The sequence below is a fragment of the Ectopseudomonas composti genome, assembly GCF_001567565.1.
GTDB lineage: Bacteria > Pseudomonadota > Gammaproteobacteria > Pseudomonadales > Pseudomonadaceae > Aquipseudomonas > Aquipseudomonas composti_A.
In genome coordinates this window covers 165032-183811 of record NZ_LSSW01000020.1, presented here as the reverse complement: position 1 = coordinate 183811, position 18780 = coordinate 165032, and the positions used below count along the sequence as shown (strand labels likewise).

18 protein-coding genes and 1 riboswitch are annotated in these 18780 nt (G+C 64.2%); of the genes, 7 read left to right on the top strand and 11 right to left on the bottom strand.

Translation table 11 applies throughout. The annotated features are described in order from the left end of the window. Window positions 1–44: 44 nt before the first annotated feature. Window positions 45–1448, bottom strand: a complete 1404-nt coding sequence (locus tag PCLY_RS06825) for an adenosylmethionine--8-amino-7-oxononanoate transaminase (RefSeq protein WP_061238541.1) — start codon at window positions 1446–1448, stop codon at window positions 45–47. 256 nt (window positions 1449–1704) lie between these two features. Here PCLY_RS06825 and PCLY_RS06820 point away from each other — a divergent pair, with 256 nt between their 5' ends. After that, complete coding sequence (locus tag PCLY_RS06820) at window positions 1705–2250, top strand: cytochrome b (RefSeq protein WP_061238540.1); 546 nt, start codon at window positions 1705–1707, stop codon at window positions 2248–2250. A 58-nt stretch (window positions 2251–2308) separates the two neighbouring features. After that, window positions 2309–2884 (top strand): YceI family protein, encoded by a 576-nt coding sequence (locus tag PCLY_RS06815; protein WP_061238539.1) that lies wholly within the window; start codon window positions 2309–2311, stop codon window positions 2882–2884. A gap of 233 nt (window positions 2885–3117) precedes the next feature. Here the strand turns inward: PCLY_RS06815 and PCLY_RS06810 are convergent, their stop codons facing one another. The 5 genes from PCLY_RS06810 to ahcY form a co-directional block, all read right to left on the bottom strand. Then, a complete protein-coding gene (locus PCLY_RS06810) occupies window positions 3118–5022 on the bottom strand; it encodes a DEAD/DEAH box helicase (protein WP_061238538.1) in 1905 nt (634 codons plus the stop codon). A gap of 202 nt (window positions 5023–5224) precedes the next feature. Next, complete coding sequence (locus tag PCLY_RS06805) at window positions 5225–5968, bottom strand: substrate-binding periplasmic protein (protein ID WP_061238536.1); 744 nt, start codon at window positions 5966–5968, stop codon at window positions 5225–5227. A gap of 52 nt (window positions 5969–6020) precedes the next feature. Next, on the bottom strand, window positions 6021–7394 hold the full coding sequence (gene ppnN / locus PCLY_RS06800) for a nucleotide 5'-monophosphate nucleosidase PpnN (protein WP_061238534.1): 1374 nt from the start codon (window positions 7392–7394) through the stop codon (window positions 6021–6023). 82 nt (window positions 7395–7476) lie between these two features. Next, window positions 7477–8322 carry a methylenetetrahydrofolate reductase [NAD(P)H] gene (metF, locus tag PCLY_RS06795; protein ID WP_061238532.1) on the bottom strand — a complete coding sequence of 282 codons (846 nt, stop codon included), beginning with the start codon at window positions 8320–8322 and terminating at the stop codon, window positions 7477–7479. Between the two features lie 89 nt (window positions 8323–8411). Then, window positions 8412–9818, bottom strand: coding sequence for an adenosylhomocysteinase (ahcY, locus tag PCLY_RS06790; protein ID WP_156458566.1), 1407 nt, complete (start codon window positions 9816–9818; stop codon window positions 8412–8414). A gap of 148 nt (window positions 9819–9966) precedes the next feature. Next, window positions 9967–10118, bottom strand: a riboswitch (S-adenosyl-L-homocysteine riboswitch). A 182-nt stretch (window positions 10119–10300) separates the two neighbouring features. On the opposite strand from ahcY, the gene PCLY_RS06785 reads away from it, so the two are divergent. The 3 genes from PCLY_RS06785 (at window position 10301) to PCLY_RS06775 (ending at window position 11811) form a co-directional block, all read left to right on the top strand. Beyond that, a complete protein-coding gene (locus PCLY_RS06785) occupies window positions 10301–10690 on the top strand; it encodes an acyl-CoA thioesterase (protein ID WP_061238528.1) in 390 nt (129 codons plus the stop codon). A gap of 124 nt (window positions 10691–10814) precedes the next feature. Continuing rightward, a complete protein-coding gene (locus PCLY_RS06780) occupies window positions 10815–11201 on the top strand; it encodes an MAPEG family protein (protein WP_061238527.1) in 387 nt (128 codons plus the stop codon). Window positions 11202–11361: 160 nt separating this feature from the next. Beyond that, window positions 11362–11811, top strand: coding sequence for a c-type cytochrome (locus tag PCLY_RS06775; RefSeq protein ID WP_061238526.1), 450 nt, complete (start codon window positions 11362–11364; stop codon window positions 11809–11811). On the opposite strand, the gene PCLY_RS06770 is transcribed toward PCLY_RS06775, so the two are convergent. Together PCLY_RS06770 and ligB are read right to left on the bottom strand one after the other, a co-directional pair. Beyond that, window positions 11805–12200 carry a DUF1090 domain-containing protein gene (locus PCLY_RS06770; protein WP_061238525.1) on the bottom strand — a complete coding sequence of 132 codons (396 nt, stop codon included), beginning with the start codon at window positions 12198–12200 and terminating at the stop codon, window positions 11805–11807. The genes PCLY_RS06775 and PCLY_RS06770 overlap by 7 nt on opposite strands. A gap of 83 nt (window positions 12201–12283) precedes the next feature. Continuing rightward, complete coding sequence (ligB, locus tag PCLY_RS06765) at window positions 12284–13981, bottom strand: NAD-dependent DNA ligase LigB (RefSeq protein ID WP_061238523.1); 1698 nt, start codon at window positions 13979–13981, stop codon at window positions 12284–12286. A 90-nt stretch (window positions 13982–14071) separates the two neighbouring features. Between ligB and PCLY_RS06760 the strand changes: the two genes are divergently transcribed. Beyond that, entirely contained in the window at window positions 14072–14290 is a 219-nt protein-coding gene (locus tag PCLY_RS06760) for a hypothetical protein (RefSeq protein ID WP_061238522.1), read from the top strand. Window positions 14291–14352: 62 nt separating this feature from the next. Here the strand turns inward: PCLY_RS06760 and metK are convergent, their stop codons facing one another. The 3 genes from metK to PCLY_RS06745 form a co-directional block, all read right to left on the bottom strand. After that, window positions 14353–15543 carry a methionine adenosyltransferase gene (gene metK / locus PCLY_RS06755; protein WP_061238521.1) on the bottom strand — a complete coding sequence of 397 codons (1191 nt, stop codon included), beginning with the start codon at window positions 15541–15543 and terminating at the stop codon, window positions 14353–14355. Next, a complete protein-coding gene (locus tag PCLY_RS06750; RefSeq protein ID WP_061238520.1) occupies window positions 15544–16545 on the bottom strand; it encodes an ArsR/SmtB family transcription factor in 1002 nt (333 codons plus the stop codon). A 73-nt stretch (window positions 16546–16618) separates the two neighbouring features. Next, the gene (locus PCLY_RS06745) at window positions 16619–17500 is read right to left on the bottom strand and encodes a LysR family transcriptional regulator (RefSeq protein WP_061238519.1); all 882 of its coding nucleotides are present in this window, start codon (window positions 17498–17500) and stop codon (window positions 16619–16621) included. 109 nt (window positions 17501–17609) lie between these two features. Here PCLY_RS06745 and PCLY_RS06740 point away from each other — a divergent pair, with 109 nt between their 5' ends. Next, a complete protein-coding gene (locus PCLY_RS06740; RefSeq protein ID WP_061238518.1) occupies window positions 17610–18764 on the top strand; it encodes a TDT family transporter in 1155 nt (384 codons plus the stop codon). Window positions 18765–18780: the final 16 nt, after the last annotated feature.

The following is an 18780-nucleotide window of genomic DNA, read 5'->3' as shown; positions in this document are numbered from 1 at the left end:
TCCGCAGGTTGCGCTGTGCGTATCGCTCTTTGGGCGTGGCTCGCTCAACCCGGATCGCGATGATCGGGGTAGCGGTTATCCACTGCCACACTGACCGACTCGCGGCTGGCGATATCGATGCCTTCGCTGGCTACCTCGGCAAGGAAGTCGATCTCCTGCGGGGTGATCACGTAAGGCGGCAGGAAATACACCACGCTGCCCAGCGGGCGCAGCAGGGCGCCGCGCTCCAGGGCATGCTGATAGACGCGCAGGCCACGACGTTCCTGCCAGGGGTAGGCGGTCTTGCTGGCCTTGTCCTGCACCATCTCGATCGCCAGGGCCATGCCGGTCTGGCGCACTTCGGCGACATGCGGGTGATCGGCCAGGTGTGCGGTAGCGCTGGCCATGCGTGTTGCCAGGGCCTTGTTGCGCTCGATCACGTCGTCGTCACGGAAGATGTCGAGGGTCGCCAGCGCGGCGGCGCAGGCCAGCGGGTTACCGGTATAGGTGTGCGAATGAAGGAAGGCGCGCAGGGTCGCGTAGTCGTCGTAGAAGGCGCTGTAGACATCATCGGTGGTGAGCACGGCAGCCATCGGCAGGTAGCCGCCAGTCAGCGCCTTGGATAGCACCAGGAAGTCCGGGGTGATGCCGGCCTGCTCGCAGGCGAACATGGTGCCGGTGCGGCCGAAGCCGACGGCGATCTCGTCGTGGATCAGGTGTACGCCATAGCGGTCGCAGGCTTCGCGCAAAAGCTTGAGGTAGATCGGGTGGTACATGCGCATGCCGCCCGCACCCTGGATCAGCGGCTCGACGATCACCGCGGCGACTTCGTGATGATGCTCGGCCAGGGTCTGCTCCATGTGGGCGAACATGACGCGCGAATGTTCCTCCCAGCTCACGCCCTCGGGGCGCAGGTAGCAGTCCGGGCTGGGCACCTTGAGGGTGTCGAGCAGCAGCGCCTTGTAGGTGTCGGTGAACAGCGACACGTCGCCCACCGACATCGCCGCCACGGTTTCACCGTGATAGCTGTTGGTCAGGGTGACGAAGCGCTTCTTCGCCGGCGCGCCGCTGTTGAGCCAGTAGTGAAAGCTCATCTTCAGCGCCACTTCGATGCCCGATGAGCCATTGTCGGCGTAGAACACCTTGTTCAGGCCCGCCGGGGTGATCTGCACCAGGCGCTCGGACAGTTCGATGACCGGCTGGTGGGTGAAACCGGCGAGCATCACGTGTTCGAGGTTTTCCAGCTGTTCGCGGATGCGTGCGTTGATACGCGGGTTGGCATGGCCGAAGACATTGACCCACCAGGAGCTGACGGCATCGAGGTAGCGCTTGCCGTCGAAATCCTCCAGCCATACGCCAGAGGCCTTGCGGATCGCCACCAGCGGCAGGCGCTCGTGATCCTTCATCTGGGTGCAGGGGTGCCACAACACGTCGAGGTCGCGTTGCATCCAGTGGTCGTTGAGGCTCATGAGAAATCTCCCTGTGTGCGGGCGGCCAGCCTACCAGAAGCGGCACCCAGTACGCTGACGGCGCCGCTGGTCTGGCGTTGTATACCGCCTGTGCGCCTGTCGCTGAACTTTGCGCTGCGTGTCGGCACTAAGCCGGTCGACTACAAAGTCCGTGATGAGCTATCGCATTTCTCGATGTTTCATAGCGAAAAAATTCGCTTTAAATCGATATATTTGCCGTTAGTCTTGCTCGGACACTGGATCAGGGAACCCACCCATGCAATGGCGCAACACCCCCGCTACTTATGGATTCGTCAGCGTGCTGCTGCACTGGCTGGTGGCGCTGGCCGTATTCGGACTGTTCGCCCTCGGCTTCTGGATGGTGGGGCTCAGCTATTACGACCCGTGGCGCCAGAGCGCGCCGGATCTGCACAAGAGCATCGGCATCGTGCTGTTCGCCGTCATGCTGCTGCGCGTGCTGTGGCGTCTGTTCAACCCGTCACCGGCGGCCCTGAGCAGCCACGGCCAGCTCACTCGCCTGGCCTCCAAGCTGGGTCATGGCGTGCTCTACCTCGGCTTGTTCGGCGTGATGATCTCCGGCTACCTGATTTCCACCGCTGACGGCCGTGGCATCGAGGTATTCGGCCTGTTCAGCGTGCCGGCAACCCTGAGCGGAATCGCGCAACAGGAAGACATCGCCGGGGCGATCCACGAATACCTGGCCTGGGGGTTGGTGATATTCGCCGGCCTGCATGGCCTGGCCGCACTCAAGCACCATTTCATCGACCGTGACAGCACCCTGCTGCGGATGTTCGGGCGCTGACGCAATTCATCATCGGGCCCATGCCCATCTAGATTGACAACTCGCAAGGAGAACACCCATGTTGAAGAACGCCCTCGCTGCACTGGTTCTGGGCTCGGCTCTGATCGGCGGCCAGGCCATGGCGGCCGACTACGTCATCGACAAGCAAGGCCAGCACGCCTTCGTCAATTTCAAGATCAGCCACCTGGGTTACAGCTGGCTTTACGGCACCTTCAAGGACTTCGACGGCAAGTTCAGCTTCGACGCCGCCAACCCGGAGGCGAGCAAGGTCAGCGTGACCCTGAAGACCGCCAGCGTCGACACCAACCACGCCGAGCGTGACAAGCACATTCGCAGCGCCGACTTCCTCAACGCGAGCAAGCACGACACCGCCACCTTCGAATCCACTTCGGTCAAATCCACTGGCGAAGGCACCGCTGACATCACCGGTAACCTGACCCTCAACGGCGTGACCAAGCCGGTGGTGATCGCTGCCAAGTTCATCGGTGAAGGCAAGGACCCGTGGGGCGGCTACCGTGCCGGTTTCGAAGGCACCACCACGCTGAAACTGAAGGACTTCGATATTTCCAAGGATCTCGGCCCGGCTTCGGAAACCGTCGAGCTAATCATCTCGGTCGAAGGTGTTCGCCAGTAAGAAAAGCGGCCGCTAGCTGGCGGCCGTCTGATGACCCTCTCCCATTCATGGGGCGCAGAGGTGTGTTGTCGGAGGCATCGCCTCCTGCGCCGATGAGCGCCTGATCGCTGGTGACCAGGCAGGGGCGCGCAGTGGGGGGCCGAAGGGCGGGGGAGACGTGCTTCTCCACTCGCCTTTTCCCCTAAACAAAAACGCCGCCCTCAGGGGCGGCGTTTTTGTTGGTGCGTCAGCGCTTACTCGTCGCGGTTGCGCGTCAGCAGTGCTGGCTTCTCGCCGCGCGGACGGGTGCTGTTGCTCAGCTCGTCGAGTTGCTCGGCAGTCGGGAAGCGGTCCAGGCGCGAGCCCTTGTGCATGATGATCGGCTGCTTCTCGCGCGGGCTGCGCACGGCCGCTTCGGCGCGTGGCAGCTCGTCACGATCGAGCGAGGTGACACGACCGTCATTGGCTGGACGACCGCGACCGCGGTTGCTGCCGTTGCGCCCCTGGCCGCCTTGGCCTGCTTGACCGCTGCCCTGGCGACGGTTCTTGTTCGCGCCATTGCTGCTGCCGTTGCTACTGCCATTGTTGTTGCGCGGAGCCTTGCCGCTCTGCCGCGGCTGGCCTGACGCTGCGCCGTTGGCCGGTGCTGTACCGGAGCGACGGCCGCGACCCTGCTGCTTGTTCTGGTTCGGACTGACATAGTCGACACGGTTGCCGAAGTTGTCGATCTCATCGTCGAGGAATTCCTCGGGATCACGATCCGGGGGCAGCGGTGGGATCGCCGCTGCAGCGGAGCCTTGGGCATTGCTGCGCTGGCTCTGGCCGCGGCGGTTCTGACCTTGCGGCTTGGCTTTCTGCTCCTTGCCGCTGTCCTTGCCCTTGTCCTTGCGGCCACCGCCGTGGCGATCGCCCTTGGGCTTGTCACCGCCTTCGCCCTTCGGCTTTTTCTGCTGACCGGCGTTGCGTGGCTGTCGCGGCTCGCGTACTTCGGGGCGCTCGGCTTCCACGGCGCTGGCATCGAAGCCCATCAGATCGCCATCAGGGATCTTCTGCTTGGTCATGCGCTCGATGCTCTTGAGCAGTTTTTCCTCGTCTGGCGCGACCAGCGAGATCGCCTCACCACTGCGCCCGGCGCGGCCGGTACGGCCGATGCGGTGTACGTAGTCTTCCTCGACATTGGGCAGCTCGAAGTTGACCACGTGGGGCAACTGGTCGATGTCCAGACCGCGGGCGGCGATGTCGGTCGCCACGAGGATGCGCACCTTGTTCGCCTTGAAGTCGGCCAGGGCCTTGGTGCGTGCGTTCTGGCTCTTGTTGCCGTGAATCGCGGCAGCCGGCAGCCCGTGCTTTTCCAGGTACTCGGCCAGGCGGTTGGCGCCGTGCTTGGTGCGGGTGAACACCAGCACCTGTTCCCAGGCGCCCTGGGTGATCAGGTGGGCGAGCAGAGCACGCTTGTGGCTGGCGGCAAGATGGAAGACGCGTTGTTCGATGCGCTCGACCGTGGTGTTCGGCGGCGTGACCTCGATGCGCTCGGGGTTGTGCAGCAACTTGCCGGCGAGGTCGGTGATGTCCTTGGAGAAGGTCGCCGAGAACAGCAGGTTCTGGCGCTGTGTCGGCAGTTTGGCCAACACCTTCTTGACGTCGTGGATGAAGCCCATGTCGAGCATGCGGTCGGCTTCGTCGAGCACGAGGATTTCCACGTGCGACAGGTCGATGGCCTTCTGGTTGGCCAGGTCGAGCAGACGACCCGGGCAGGCCACGAGGACGTCGACGCCCTTGGCCAGGGCTTGAACCTGCGGGTTCATGCCAACGCCGCCGAAGATGCAGGCGCTGACGAATTTCAAATCGCGGGCATAGACCTTGAAGCTGTCATGCACCTGGGCGGCCAGTTCGCGAGTGGGGGTCAGTACCAGCACGCGCGGCTGTTTCGGGCCGTGGCGTTGTTCGCGATCCGGATGACCGCCCGGAAACAGGCGTTCGAGGATCGGCAGGGCGAAACCGCCCGTCTTACCTGTACCCGTCTGGGCCGCCACCATGAGATCGCGACCTTGCAACACGGCGGGAATGGCCCGCTGTTGCACCGGAGTGGGCTGGGTGTAGCCGGCGGACTCGACCGCACGGACTAGAGCCTCGGAGAGACCGAGGGAGGCAAAGGACATGAGCAATCCTGTACTAAGTGAGGGCGTGGCCCTTGGGGTGTAGAGCCTGGCTTGAATCACGCGTGGGGCGCATGATCCCGTCCGGTACTGCTGGCTTCTGGGAGCTAGCATCCGGGCGCAAGCCTGGCGGGAAGGCCCGAGTATAACAGAGCTGAACGTCTGCGCAGCTACCAGCCTGACGGTTGGTTCACGGCCTGACGTATCAAAGGGTCGCGTAGCGTTGCTGCAGCTGGGTGTAGGCGGGTTCGTGTTTGAAGCGGCGCAGCTCGGCAGTGAAGCTCTCGGCCAGGCGCGCCAGCCTCGGGTCATGGCGCAGCGCCAGGTAGAGACGGTCGTGGCCGACAGGCTTGCGGTTGTAGTCGACCTGCTCCTGCAGGCCCATCTGGGCGCTCAGATAGAGTCCGGCGCGACGGTCGCTGACCGCCAGGTCGATGCGATGACGGATCAGCTTGCCCAGGTTGGCCTCGTGAGAAGGCGCTTCTTCACGGCTGAACAGGGTCGAGGTGCGGAACGCTTCGTCGTTGTACCAGTAACCAGGCGAGACGCCGATCACCAGACCGCGCAGGTCTTCCAGTCTGTCGTAGGGGTAGGGGCGGTTGCGGGCGTAGAACAGTACCAGCTCCACTTCGCTGAGGGGCTCCTCGACGAAGAGCATGCTCGCCTCGCGTTCGCGCCGGTGGAAGATATCCAGGATGCCGTCGACATGGCCTCGCTCCAGCTCCATCAGGCAGCGCTTCCAGGGCATGAACTGCAGATCCAGCTTCACGCCCAGGCGGCGCAGTACCTCGCGACTGATCTCGTAGTCGAGCCCGGCGGGTTGGCCATTTTCTTCATAGACGTAAGGCGCCCAGGCGTCCGTGACCAGGCGCAACGTCTCGGCGCGAGCGCTGAGCGCAAGGCTGCAGAGCAATAGAGTGGCGATAATCTGGCGCTGGAATAATGGCATTGCGCCAGATTAGCGATTTTGTCCGGGTCGTTAAAGTGCGTTGTGCGCAGCTTCAGTCGACGACCCGGTAGCAGGGCTCATAGGCGCTGCCGCCTGGCAGTTTCATGCGGTGCTGTTCGACGAAGGACTGCAGCAGGCGATCGAGTGGACGCATGATGGTCGCCTCGCCGCGAATCTCGTACGGGCCGTGCTCTTCGATCAGGCGGATGCCGTTCTCCTTGACGTTGCCCGCGACGATGCCGGAGAAGGCGCGGCGCAGGTTGGCAGCCAGGTGATGCAGTGGCTGCTCGCGGGTCAGGTTGAGGCTGGCCATGGCTTCGTGAGTCGGCTCGAAGGGGTGCTGGAAGCTCTCGTCGATCTTCAGCAGCCAGTTGAAGTGGAAGGCGTCGTTGCGTTCGCGGCGGAAGCGCTCCACCTCGCTGATGCCGACATGCATCTGGCGGGCGACCTCGGCCGGGTCGTTGACGATCATGCTGTAGCGCTGCTGCGCCGCTTCGCCCAGGGTCGCGCCGATGAATTCGTGCAGCTGTTGCAGGTAGGTGGCGGCGCTCTTCGGCCCGGTGAGGATGACCGGGAAGGGCAGGTCCTTGTTGTCCGGGTGGGTGAGGATACCCAGCAGGTAGAGGAACTCCTCGGCCGTACCGGCGCCGCCCGGGAAGATGATGATGCCATGGCCGACGCGAACGAAGGCCTCCAGGCGCTTCTCGATGTCCGGCAGGATCACCAGCTCGTTGACGATCGGGTTGGGTGCTTCGGCGGCGATGATGCCGGGCTCGGTCAGGCCCAGGTAGCGACCCTTGAGATTGCGTTGCTTGGCGTGGCTGATGGTGGCGCCCTTCATCGGCCCCTTCATCACGCCCGGGCCGCAGCCGGTGCAGATGTCCAGGCCGCGCAGGCCCAGCTCGTGACCGACCTTCTTGGTGTACTTGTATTCCTCAGTGCTGATCGAGTGGCCGCCCCAGCACACCACCATCTTCGGCTCGACGCCGCTGCGCAGGGTGCGTGCGTTGCGCAGCAGGTGGAATACGTAGTCGGTGATGCCCTCGGAGCTGTCCAGGTCGATGCGCTTGTTCTCCAGCTCGCTCTGGGTGAAGACGATGTCGCGCAGGGCGCTGAACAGCATCTCACGGGTGCTGGCGATCATCTCGCCATCGACGAAGGCGTCGGCCGGGGCATTCAGCAGTTCCAGGCGGATGCCGCGATCCTGCTGGTGAATCTTCACCTCGAAGTCCGGGTAAGCCTCGAGAATGGTCTTGGCGTTGTCGCTATGCGAACCGGTGTTGAGGATCGCCAGGGCGCACTGACGGAACAGGCGATAAACACTGCCGGAACCGGTTTCGCGCAACTGCTGCACTTCACGTTGGGAGAGAGTCTCCAGGCTGCCCTTGGGGCTGACGGAGGCGTTGATCTTGGTGCGTTTGAGCATGAGGGGCGATCCTTCGGCGGCAAGGCGGGAGGGTAAAGCGGACAGGCTGCCCGGGGTGGGCAGCCTGTGAGTAAGCGGCCTGTTAACGCGGCAGCTTGAGGTTGTTCCAGATGGACAGGCTGGGGCCTGCCAGGTTCATGCTGTAGAAGTGCAGGCCAGGCGCGCCGCCTTGCAGCAGGCGTTCGCACATCTCGGTGATGACCTGCTCGCCAAAGGCACGAATGCTGTCGCTGTCGTCGCCGTAGGCTTCCAGTTGCTTGCGCACCCAGCGCGGGATCTCTGCGCCGCAGGCATCGGAGAAGCGCGCCAGCTTGCTGTAGTTGGTGATCGGCATGATGCCCGGCACCACGGGGATGTCCACGCCCAGCTTGCGCACGCGCTCGACGAAGTAGAAGTAGCTGTCGGCGTTGAAGAAGTACTGGGTGATGGCGCTGTCGGCACCGGCCTTGGCCTTGCGCACGAAGTTGGCGACATCGCTCTCGAAGTTACGTGCCTGCGGATGCATCTCCGGGTAGGCGGCGACTTCGATGTGGAAGTGATCACCGGTTTCGCTGCGAATGAATTCGACCAGCTCGTTGGCGTAACGCAGTTCACCGCTGGCCAGGCCCATGCCCGACGGCAGGTCGCCGCGCAGCGCGACGATGCGCTTGATACCGGCTTTCTGGTACAGGTTGAGCAGCTCGCGCAGCTCGGCCTTGCTGTCGCCGACGCAGGACAGGTGCGGTGCGGTGGGCACCTTCACTTCGCCATCGAGCTGGAGCACTGTGTTGAGGGTGCGGTCGCGGGTCGAGCCGCCCGCACCATAGGTGCAGGAGAAGAAATCGGGATTGTAGGCCGCCAGTTGGCGCGCCACATCCATCAGTTTTTCATGCCCGGCTTCGGTCTTTGCGGGAAAGAACTCGAAGCTGTAGCGGCGTTCTTGTGACATAGCAAAATTCCGTAGGGTGGCCCGGCCACAGGTCCGGCCACCGAGGTTCTTGGCAGGCAGGGTGCCTTGCACCCTGCCTGCCCCGCTGATCAGTAGCGGTAGGTGTCGGGCTTGAACGGGCCTTCGACGGTGACGCCAATGTAATCGGCCTGCTGCTTGGTCAGTTGGGTGACCACGCCACCGAAGCCCTTGACCATCTCCAGCGCGACTTCTTCGTCGAGCTTCTTCGGCAGCACTTCGACGGTCAGGCGCTCGGCCTTCTTCTCGGCGGACAGATCAGCGAACTTCTGCTCGAACAGGAAGATCTGCGCGAGTACCTGGTTGGCGAACGAGCCATCCATGATGCGGCTCGGGTGGCCGGTGGCGTTGCCCAGGTTGACCAGACGGCCTTCGGCCAGCAGGATCAGGTAGTCGTCGTTGGCCGGATCGAAGGTGCCAGCGCCGGTGCGGTGGATCTTGTGCACCTGCGGCTTGACCTCTTCCCAGGCCCAGTTCTTGCGCATGAAGGCGGTGTCGATCTCGTTGTCGAAGTGACCGATGTTGCACACCACGGCGCGCTTCTTCAGAGCCTTGAGCATGCCGGCGTCACAGACGTTGACGTTGCCGGTGGTGGTGACGATCAGGTCGATCTTGCCCAGCAGTGCGGCGTCGACGCTCGCTTCGCTGCCGTCATTGATGCCGTTCTTGTACGGCGAGACCAGCTCGAAGCCGTCCATACAGGCCTGCATGGCGCAGATCGGATCGACTTCGGAGACCTTGACGATCATGCCTTCCTGACGCAGCGACTGCGCCGAGCCCTTGCCCACGTCACCGTAGCCGATGACCAGCGCCTGCTTGCCCGACAGCAGGTGGTCGGTGCCGCGCTTGATGGCGTCGTTGAGGCTGTGGCGGCAGCCGTACTTGTTGTCGTTCTTGCTCTTGGTGACCGCGTCGTTGACGTTGATCGCCGGAACTTTCAGGGTGCCGGCCTTGAGCATGTCGAGCAGACGGTGCACACCGGTGGTGGTTTCTTCGGTCACGCCGTGGATGCGCTCGAGCATCTGCGGGTATTTCTTGTGCAGGATTTCGGTCAGGTCACCGCCGTCGTCCAGCACCATGTTGGCGTCCCACGGCTGGCCGTCCTTGAGGATGGTCTGCTCGATGCACCACTCGTATTCTTCTTCGGTCTCGCCTTTCCAGGCGAACACCGGGATACCGGCGGCGGCGATGGCGGCAGCGGCCTGATCCTGGGTGGAGAAGATGTTGCACGAGGACCAGCGCACTTCGGCGCCCAGGGCGGTCAGCGTTTCGATCAGCACGCCAGTCTGGATGGTCATGTGGATGCAGCCGAGGATCTTCGCGCCTTTCAGCGGTTGGCTGGCGGCGTACTTGCGACGCAGGCCCATCAGGGCCGGCATCTCGGATTCGGCGATGATCAGTTCCTTGCGGCCCCAGTCGGCCAGGGAAATGTCGGCGACCTTGTAGTCGTTGAAAGCGCTCATGCAGTAACTCTCCATTCGTTGTCTGCGATCGGACTACGTGAAAACTACTGCGCTCGGTCTGGCTGCGTTAGAAACAGGCTTGGAATGCTCATTTACAGTCGTAAACTCCGCTTCCGCACCTGTTTCTGCCTTGCTAGCCCTTCGCTCGCTACGTTTTCACGCAGTCCGATGGGCGCCGTTGATGCGTTTGGATAACGCCCCGGGCGAGCCTGACAGCCTGGAAGGCTGATTCGAATCTGCCGCGGAGCATTGCGGGAATGCGGGCTTGCGGATTCGAAACAGATCTTTCAGGTTGCTGCAGCGCCCCTCGACCGGGTGGCGGGAGCGACCGGAGCGGTGCCGGTCGCGTGAAACTGGCCGATTATAGCGAGCCGAGCGGCGGCGCCCAAGGTTTTCCGTCGCTTTCGCGTCGCAATGCACGCCACAGATGGCCGCGCCGCGACAAGCGTAACGCTGTCGGCGCATCATGGGGACCCATTCGATACGGAGGACAATGCATGAATTTCCACACCCGCAAGTGGATCAAGCCCGAAGACCTCAACCCCAATGGCACGCTGTTCGGCGGCAGCCTGCTGAGGTGGATCGACGAAGAGGCGGCGATCTACGCCATCGTCCAGCTCGGCAATCAGCGCGTGGTGACCAAATTCATCTCCGAGATCAACTTCGTCAGCTCGGCGCGGCAGAGCGACATCATCGAGCTGGGCATCGTCGCCACCGAGTTCGGTCGCACCTCCATCACCCTGCGCTGCGAAGTGCGCAACAAGGTCACTCGCAAGAGCATCCTGACCATCGACAAGCTGGTGTTCGTCAATCTCGGTGAGGATGGCCTGCCGGCAGCCCATGGCAAGACCGAGATCACCTACGCCAGTGATCGTATCCGGGAGTGAGCGGCGCTGGCGCGGATGGCCGCGCACTTGGCCGAAGCGCCAGCATCATCGCGGGCTGCAGCCATGGACGTGAACGCGGCGCTCGCGCAGGCTGGGTTTCCTTTCTCAGCAGTGAAGCCTCGTCATGACCCTTGCCTACTGGTGCGTACTGATCGCCATCTTCCTGCCCTACCTGGGCACCGCCACCGCCAAGTTTCTCGGCCCCGGCTATGGTCCGCGTGCCAACCAGGATCCGCGCGCCTTTCTGGGCACGCTGCAGGGCTGGCGCCAGCGGGCCAACAACGCCCAGCTCAATGGCTTCGAAGTCACGCCGGCATTCGCGGCGGCGGTGATCATCGCGCACCAGGCCGGAGGTGCTGCGCAGGCGCTGCTCGACCAGTTGGCGCTGGCCTTCATCGTCAGCCGCGTGCTGTATTTCATCTGCTACCTGGCCGACTGGGGGCCTGTGCGGTCGCTGGTATGGTTCGCCGGGATGGGCCTGATCGTCGCCTTGTTCGTGGTCTCCGCCTGAGCGCGTCTGCCTGGGCGAACAGGCCTGCTTTGCCAGGGTGTCTAGCTGAACCCTGGCTGACTGGCGCACGTGAAACGCCAGGGTTGTGACAAGAGGTCGCTTGGCCAGGTCGGATCGAGCCGCGATACTGGCGACCCTTTTCCCTGTGGAAGTCGTGTCGATGACGCTGAAGAAACTCCTGCTGCTCGGCTGCGTCTGCCTGAGTCTGGCTGCCTGTGGTGGAGTTGACCCCAACTCGCCGCTGGGCAAGCGCCAGGCGGCGTTCAAGGAGATGCTCAAGGTCAGCGAAGATCTAGGTGGAATGCTGCGCGGTCGTATCGTCTACGACGAAGCCGGCTTCATTGCTGGCGCCGCGCAGCTGGAGCGGCTGTCGCATGAGCCCTGGCAGCATTTTCCGCAAGTGCGTGATGACGAGCGCAGCAAGGCCAATCCCGAGGTCTGGGAGCGCCATGAGCAATTCCAGAAAATGGCCCGCGACCTGGAGCAGGCCACTGCGGCGCTGGTGCAGGCTACGACCGCGCCGCCGCTACGTCGCACCGAACTGGAGCCGGCGATGCAGGCCGTCGAGGACAGTTGCGAGGCCTGCCACAAGGCGTTTCGCGCCTACTGATCGACGCGTGCTTCGGCCTCGGCCTGCTGCAGTTCGGCGCGCGCCTCGGCCAGTTTGGCCTGACGCTTGGCGATCTTCTCCTGATCGCCCTTGCCGATGGCTTCGCGCAGATCCATCTCGCGTTCCTCCACTTCCTGGCGGGCTTGTTCGACGCTGGCGAGGCGCTCGCTGTGCAGCGTGTCGTCATCGCAATTGGCTGCCACGTTGCCCAGCGCCCTTTGCAGTCCATCGAGCTCGTGCGCGTTGCCATTCTGGCGGGCGGCTTCGATCTTTTTCTCGATGACCTGGCGTTTGGCCGCGCAGCCACTGTCAGCTTCGGCGGCGAGGATGGGCGTGGCGTTGAGGTTGGCGGCCAGCAGCAGGCCGAGCAAAGCGGTTTGACGAATCATGGTCTGTCCTCGTGAGTGTCTATTCGAAGTGACCCCGGTTACTGCATGAGGTTCGACCCGTGCGCGGCATCGGCTGATCTGGATCAGCCGTGGGGTGGAGTGTCCCGGCGTTGAAAGCCCTCGACCCCGGCGCGCTGCAGTTGTGTCGCCAGCTGCTGGACCTCCGGATGGCTGAAGAACGCCAGCAGACGCTCGGCACTCTTCTGGCTCACCCCGGGTTGGCGTAGCCATTCGGCGTGGCTGCGCGACTGCAGAGTCGTCCAGTCATCGTCCGCACGCAGGTTCAGGCCCGGCGGGGCGCCGAGCGCCTGCAGCCATTGCTGCAGCGAGCGCTGCTGGGCCTGGGCGAAGGCGTGCTGCAACTGGGTGGCACGCCGCGCGCCGACGCCCGGCAATTGTTGCAGTTGCTCGTTGTCGAACTCCAGCCAGTCGAGCAGGCCGTGCAGGCGCTCACCCGCCAGCAATGTGCGCCAGGTACCGGGGCCTACGCCGGGCAGGTTCAGGCCCTGCTTGCTGGCGAGCCAGTTCAGGCGTGCCTGGAATTGCTGCTGGCAGGATGGCGTACTGCGCCAGCAGCTCAGGGCGTGGTAGTCCTCGGCATGTGGTACGTCCACTTCGGCGCGTTGCTGGCTGCGCCAGATCACCTGGTCGAGGCGCGGGATGGTGAGGCCGGAGAGGCAAATGGCGACCTGATCGCCGGGGCGGATGTCCAGTTCTTGCCAGCGCTGCAGCGAGCCGAGCGCGACCCTGCTGATGCGCCGGTCGTCGAGTAGTACAGGCTGCAGTTCCAGCACTGGATTGATGCGGCCGGTGCGACCAATGTTGAACTTCACTCTCTGCACCACGGCCAGCGCCTGGCTGGCCGGGTATTTCCAGGCTACTGCCCAATGTGGTGGTTCGGCCTGCCAGCGCTCGCCCGCAGGCCGTTGGCCCTGACGCAGCACCACGCCATCGCTGGCGAAGGGCAGGGCACTGCGATACCAGTGCTGCCGCCATTCAGCTGCTTGCGCCAGGTTTTCGACCGGGCGGCTATAAGTGTGGCTGTCCTGCAGGCCCAGGCGCTGCAGGCCGGCCAGGCGTTCTTGCATATCGGCCGGGCCATCTGGCCAATCCCAGACGAACAGGCCAATGCCAGCCGCTTCCTCGACGGATATCGTCTGTCTTGCCATCAGTCCTGCCACTTTGCCGCGTGCGCCGGCACTGCCGTCGCGGGCCTGCTGGTGGCTGTCCAGGCGCCAGTACAGCTCGCCCTGCAGGATGGCGTTCAGCGGCTGGGGCAGTTGTTGGGGGATGGCCGGCAGTTCGCGGGCGCGAGCTGTCCAGGCCTGCCCGCTGCGTCCATCGCCGCGGCTGATGGCCTGCCGCAGGTGGCCCTGGCGATAGACCAGGGTCACGGCGACGCCGTCGACCTTGGGCTGAATCCAGGCATCGGTGCGACCGGCTAGCCACTGGCCGATGCCGGCTTCGTCGAGCTTGCGCAGGCCGGTTTGGGCTATGGGGTGAGGCAGTTCGGTGCTCGCGCCTGCCAGAGCAGCGTCTGGTGCCTGTTGCGCTTGGCCGAGACATGTCTGCCATTGGCTCAGGCGGACGCGGGCCTGATCGTAGAGCTCATCAGCAATCAGGCTGCGGCCCTGGTTATGGTAGGCGTCGTCCCAGGTGGCGAGCTGGGCCTGCAGGGCGGTCAGCTCATGCGTGGCTTGTGCGCTGGACCAGTCGGGGCAGGGTGTGGCAAGGCTCGACATGGATGCGAGCAGTGCGGCGAATGCCAGAGCGTTGCGCATGGTTCCTCCTTGAACCCTTTCGTGCTGTTGCTTTTCCTGGGGGCTGATATATTTCGCGCCCCAACTTCTACTCTAGCCAAGGAATGGTAAATGGACGTGATCGGTTTTCTCCTCGCGTTGGCAGCCTGGATCTGGTCTGTGGCGCGTGGCGTCCAGGTGTCGCTGATCTGCGTTGTGCTCAACTTCCTGTTTCCGCCCGTCTCGCAGGGGATCTTCGCCCTGTACGAGCCGCCCATGCGTGCGCCGTTGCTGTTCATGGCCATTGGGCTGGGGATGATGTATCTCGGCGGCAGTCTCCAGATTTCCTGAGGCGCACAAAGCGAAAAAGCCCCGCACTGCTCACGCAGGCGGGGCTTTTTGGCGGGCGTCGCTTACAGGCCGGCAGCGGCGCGCAGGTCGGCAGCCTTGTCGGTGCGCTCCCAGGTGAAGGTGGTGAAGGTGTCGTCACCGACGGTCTTGGGCTGCGGCGTGCGGCCGAAGTGACCGTAGGCTGCGGTGTCCTGATACATCGGGTGCAGCAGGTCGAGCATGCGCGTGATGGCATAGGGGCGCAGGTCGAACACGTCGCGCACCAGCGCGATGATCTTGTCTTCGGCGATCTTGTGGGTGCCGAAGGTGTTGATCGAGATGGAGGTCGGCTGGGCCACGCCGATGGCGTAGGACACCTGGATCTCGCAGCGCTCGGCCAGGCCGGCGGCAACGATGTTCTTGGCCACGTAGCGGCCGGCGTAGGCAGCCGAACGGTCGACCTTGGACGGGTCCTTGCCGGAGAAGGCACCGCCGCCGTGACGGGCCATGCCGCCGTAGCTGTCGACGATGATCTTGCGCCCGGTCAGGCCGCAGTCACCCACCGGGCCGCCGATGATGAACTGGCCGGTCGGGTTGATGTGGAACTGGGTGTCGGCGTGCAGCAGTTCGGCCGGCAGCACGTGCTTGACGATCAGTTCCATCACGCCGTCGCGCAGGTCGTCGTATTTCACTTCCGGGTTGTGCTGGGTGGACAGCACGACCGCGTCGATGGCGGCGACCTTGCCGTTCTCGTAGCGGCAGGTGACCTGGGATTTGGCATCCGGGCGCAGCCACGGCAGCAGGCCGGACTTGCGCGCTTCGGCCTGGCGCTCGACCAGGCGATGCGAGAAGCAGATCGGTGCCGGCATCAGCACGTCGGTTTCGTTGCTGGCGTAGCCGAACATCAGGCCCTGGTCGCCAGCGCCCTGATCTTCCGGCTTGGCGCGGTCGACGCCCTGGTTGATGTCCGGGGACTGCTTGCCAATGATGTTGAGCACGCCGCAGGTGGCGCCGTCGAAGCCGACGTCGCTGCTGGTGTAGCCGATATCGCAGATCACGTCGCGGACGATCTGCTCCAGGTCGACCCAGGCGCTGGTGGTGACTTCGCCGGCGACGATGGCCACGCCGGTCTTGACCAGGGTTTCCACGGCCACGCGGGCGTGCTTGTCCTGGGTGATGATGGCGTCGAGCACCGCATCGGAAATCTGGTCGGCGATCTTGTCCGGATGCCCTTCGGACACGGACTCGGAAGTAAACAGGGAATATTCGCTCATCTATCGGTTCCTTTCTTGCCGGAGGCTGAAGGCGCTGTGCGCATCGGGTTTGGCAAAGTGCCGTAATTGAATCTGAAAGCCGTTTTTCAGGCCTATGTACAAGCTTTCACCGGGCGTCAGGCCGGCGGCCGTCGCCCAGTGCGCCAAGTCTTCCTGCTCGAAGCCCAGCCACAGGTCGCCGCAGGCTTCGCGCGCCCAGCTCTGGTCGTGGCTGCACAGTTCGCTGAGCAGCAGGCTGCCGCCTGGGGCGACCAGGTCAGCCAGCTTGCGAAAGGCCTCGGCCGGGGCCGCGAAGTGGTGCAGAACCATGTTCAGCACCACGCAATCGGCCGTGACGGGCGCGTCCTGCAGCGCATCGGCCAGTTTCAGCTCGACGTTGTCCAGCCCTTCGGCGGCGCAGCGCTGGCTTGCCAGTTCGAGCATAGCCGGGCTGTTGTCCAGTGCCGTGACCTGGGCAAAGCGCTGCGCCAACTCGGGCAGGAAGGCACCGTCGCCAGGGCCGATTTCCACTGCGCTGGCGCTGGGGGCGAAGTGCAGGGCATCGAGCAGGGCCAGCAGGCTGTCGCGGTACTGCGGCAGGCCGGCGATCAGGTCCTGCTGGGCCTGGAAGTTGCTGGCCATGCGGGCGAAGAAGTCGCGGCTGACGGTGGCGCGCTGCTGATGCACGGTGGCGATACGGGCCTGCACATCTGCAGGCAGCGGCAGTTCATCGATATCGTCGAGCAAGGCGGCATGCAGGCGACCGTTGGGTAGGGCGCGGCGGTAGAAGATCGCGTTGCCTTCACGGCGCGTGGCCACCAGGTCGGCCTGGGCCAGGACCTTGAGGTGGTGGCTCATGCCCGACTGGCCAATGGCGAATATCTGCGCCAGCTCCAGCACGCCGAAGGAGTCGTTGCTCAGGACGCGCAGGACGTTCAGGCGCAGCGGATCGCCGCCGGCTTTGCACAGGGCGGCGAGCTCGTCGCAGGGGTCGAATTCCAACTCAGGTGCGCGCAGGGTCATGGTGGCGCAGTCTAGTCGGTCAATTTTCATACAGCAATACCAATATCAAAAAGTTTTGATATTGGTATTGCTGTCATTCCGGCGCCTGGCTCAGCTCGAGAAATGCCGCAGGGGCCGGGCTCAGGCTGGCGCCCAGGCGCCACAGGACATGCAGCTCGCGCTCGATCTGCAGATCCTGGACGGGCAGATGGCGCAGTTCGCCGCTGGCCAGTTCGCGCTCGACCACCCGCTGCGACAGCCAGGCAATGCCCTGGCCGTCAGCGAGCAGGCGTTTGAGCGCCTCGGTGCTGCCGATGGCCATGCCCGCGCGGGGTTCGAGCCCGTGTGCGTGGTAGGCCTGTTCGATGCTGACGCGTGCGCCGGAGCCCGGCTCGCGCATGTACAGCGGGTAGTCTTGCAGTTGCACTGCCATGAGCCTAGGGCTGGCGACCAGCGGGTGGTGCGGCGCAACCACCGGGAGCAGGGCGTCGCGCGCCAGCAGGCGATGGGCATAGTCGGCGTGTGCGAAGGGGCCTTCGACGAAACCGAGACTGATGCGGCCTTCGTCCAGTTGCCGGGTCACCACGTCGGTATTGCTCACTTCCAGGCTGACGAATATCTGTGGGTGCAGGGCGCGAAAGCGGGTGAGCAGGGGGGGCAGCAGGTAGGAGCCGAGCGTGGCGCTGGCACCGAGGTGAAGTTCGCCCTGCTCGAGTTGGGCGAAGTCTCGCAGATCACGTTCGGCGGCACGTTCCAGGCTGAAGATGCGCTGGGCGTAGTCGAGCAGGCGCAGCCCGCCTTCGGTCAGTTGTACGCCTCGCGGCAGGCGGTCGAACAGGCGCAGATCAAGGCTGGCCTCGAGGTCGCGAATCTCCCGGGTGACCGCTGGCTGGCTGATATGCAGGCGTTCGGCGCCAGCGCTGATGCTGCCGGCGTCTGCCACGGCAAGGAAGACTTTGAGGTGATGAAGGTTCATGAGAGTGCATAAGCAAAAGGCATGCATTGGATGCTGAATATGTATTTTTAATATGGCAAGCCAATTCTTAACCTTGTGCTGTCACTCCTCTCACGGGACAACTCGATTCATGCTGCGCCCTTTCAGTCGCCTGCCCGAGCCGCTCGCCTTCATTCGTCACTTCACGCCCAACTGGTTCGCCATGACCATGGGGACCGGTGTGCTGGCGCTGGTGATCGGCCATCTGCCCTGGCAGCTGCCAGCCCTGGCGATGCTGGCCGAAGGGTTGTGGTTCTTCGCTGTGGCGCTGTTCGCCCTGTTCAGCCTCCTGCTCCTGCTGCGCCTGGCGCTGTTTGGCGACACCGTCTGGCCGATGCTGCTGCATCCGGTGCAGTCGATGTTCCTCGGTGCCATCCCGATGGGCCTGGCGGTGCTGATCAAGGGGCTGTTGCTGTTCGGCGTGCCGCGCTGGGGTGGCGGCGTCTATGCGCTGGCCCATGCCTTGTGGTGGCTGAATGCGGGGCTGGCGCTGCTCGGTGCCTTGCTGGTGCCCTATCTGATGTTCACCCGGCAGCATCATGCGCTGGAAAAACTGACCGCAGTCTGGCTGCTACCTATCGTCGCACCCGAGGTGGTCGCCAGCTCGGCGGGGGCGCTGGCGCCGCACCTGGACGCAGCGGCTGCGCAGCAACTGCTGGTGGTGGGGTTCGTGCTCTGGGGGCTGTCGCTGTCGCTGGCCTTCTCGCTGATCACCCTGGTGCTGCTGCGTCTGGCCTTGCACAAATTGCCGGATACCGACTTTGCCGCTACCAGCTGGCTGCCCCTGGGGCCGCTGGCCACCGGCTGCCTGGGGCTGCTGAGCATGGGCCAGGCAGCGCCGCTGGCTTTCGCCGGTACGCCTCTGGTCAGTGCCGCCGAGCTGACCCGCGATCTTGGCCTGATCGGCGGCCTGGCGCTGTGGGGCGCGGGGCTCTGGTGGCTGGTGATCGCGACCCTGTTCACCCGCCATTACATCCGCGACAACATGCCGTTCAACCTCGGCTGGTGGGGCTTTACCTTCCCCTTGGGAGTGTTCGCCCTGGCGACCTTCGAGCTGCAGGCGCTGACCGGGCTGGCCTTCTTCGCTCTGGTCGGGCTGGTGCTGGCTGTCCAGCTGGCCGCCGTGTGGGCGCTGGTGTTCAGCCGCACGCTCGCCGGCGTCTGGCATGGCGAGTTGTTCCAGGCGCCGTGCCTGGGTGGGCCGGGCAGCCCTGCGGTGAGCGTTCTGAGCGAGCAAACCAGCTGATTTGCGCTCTACGACT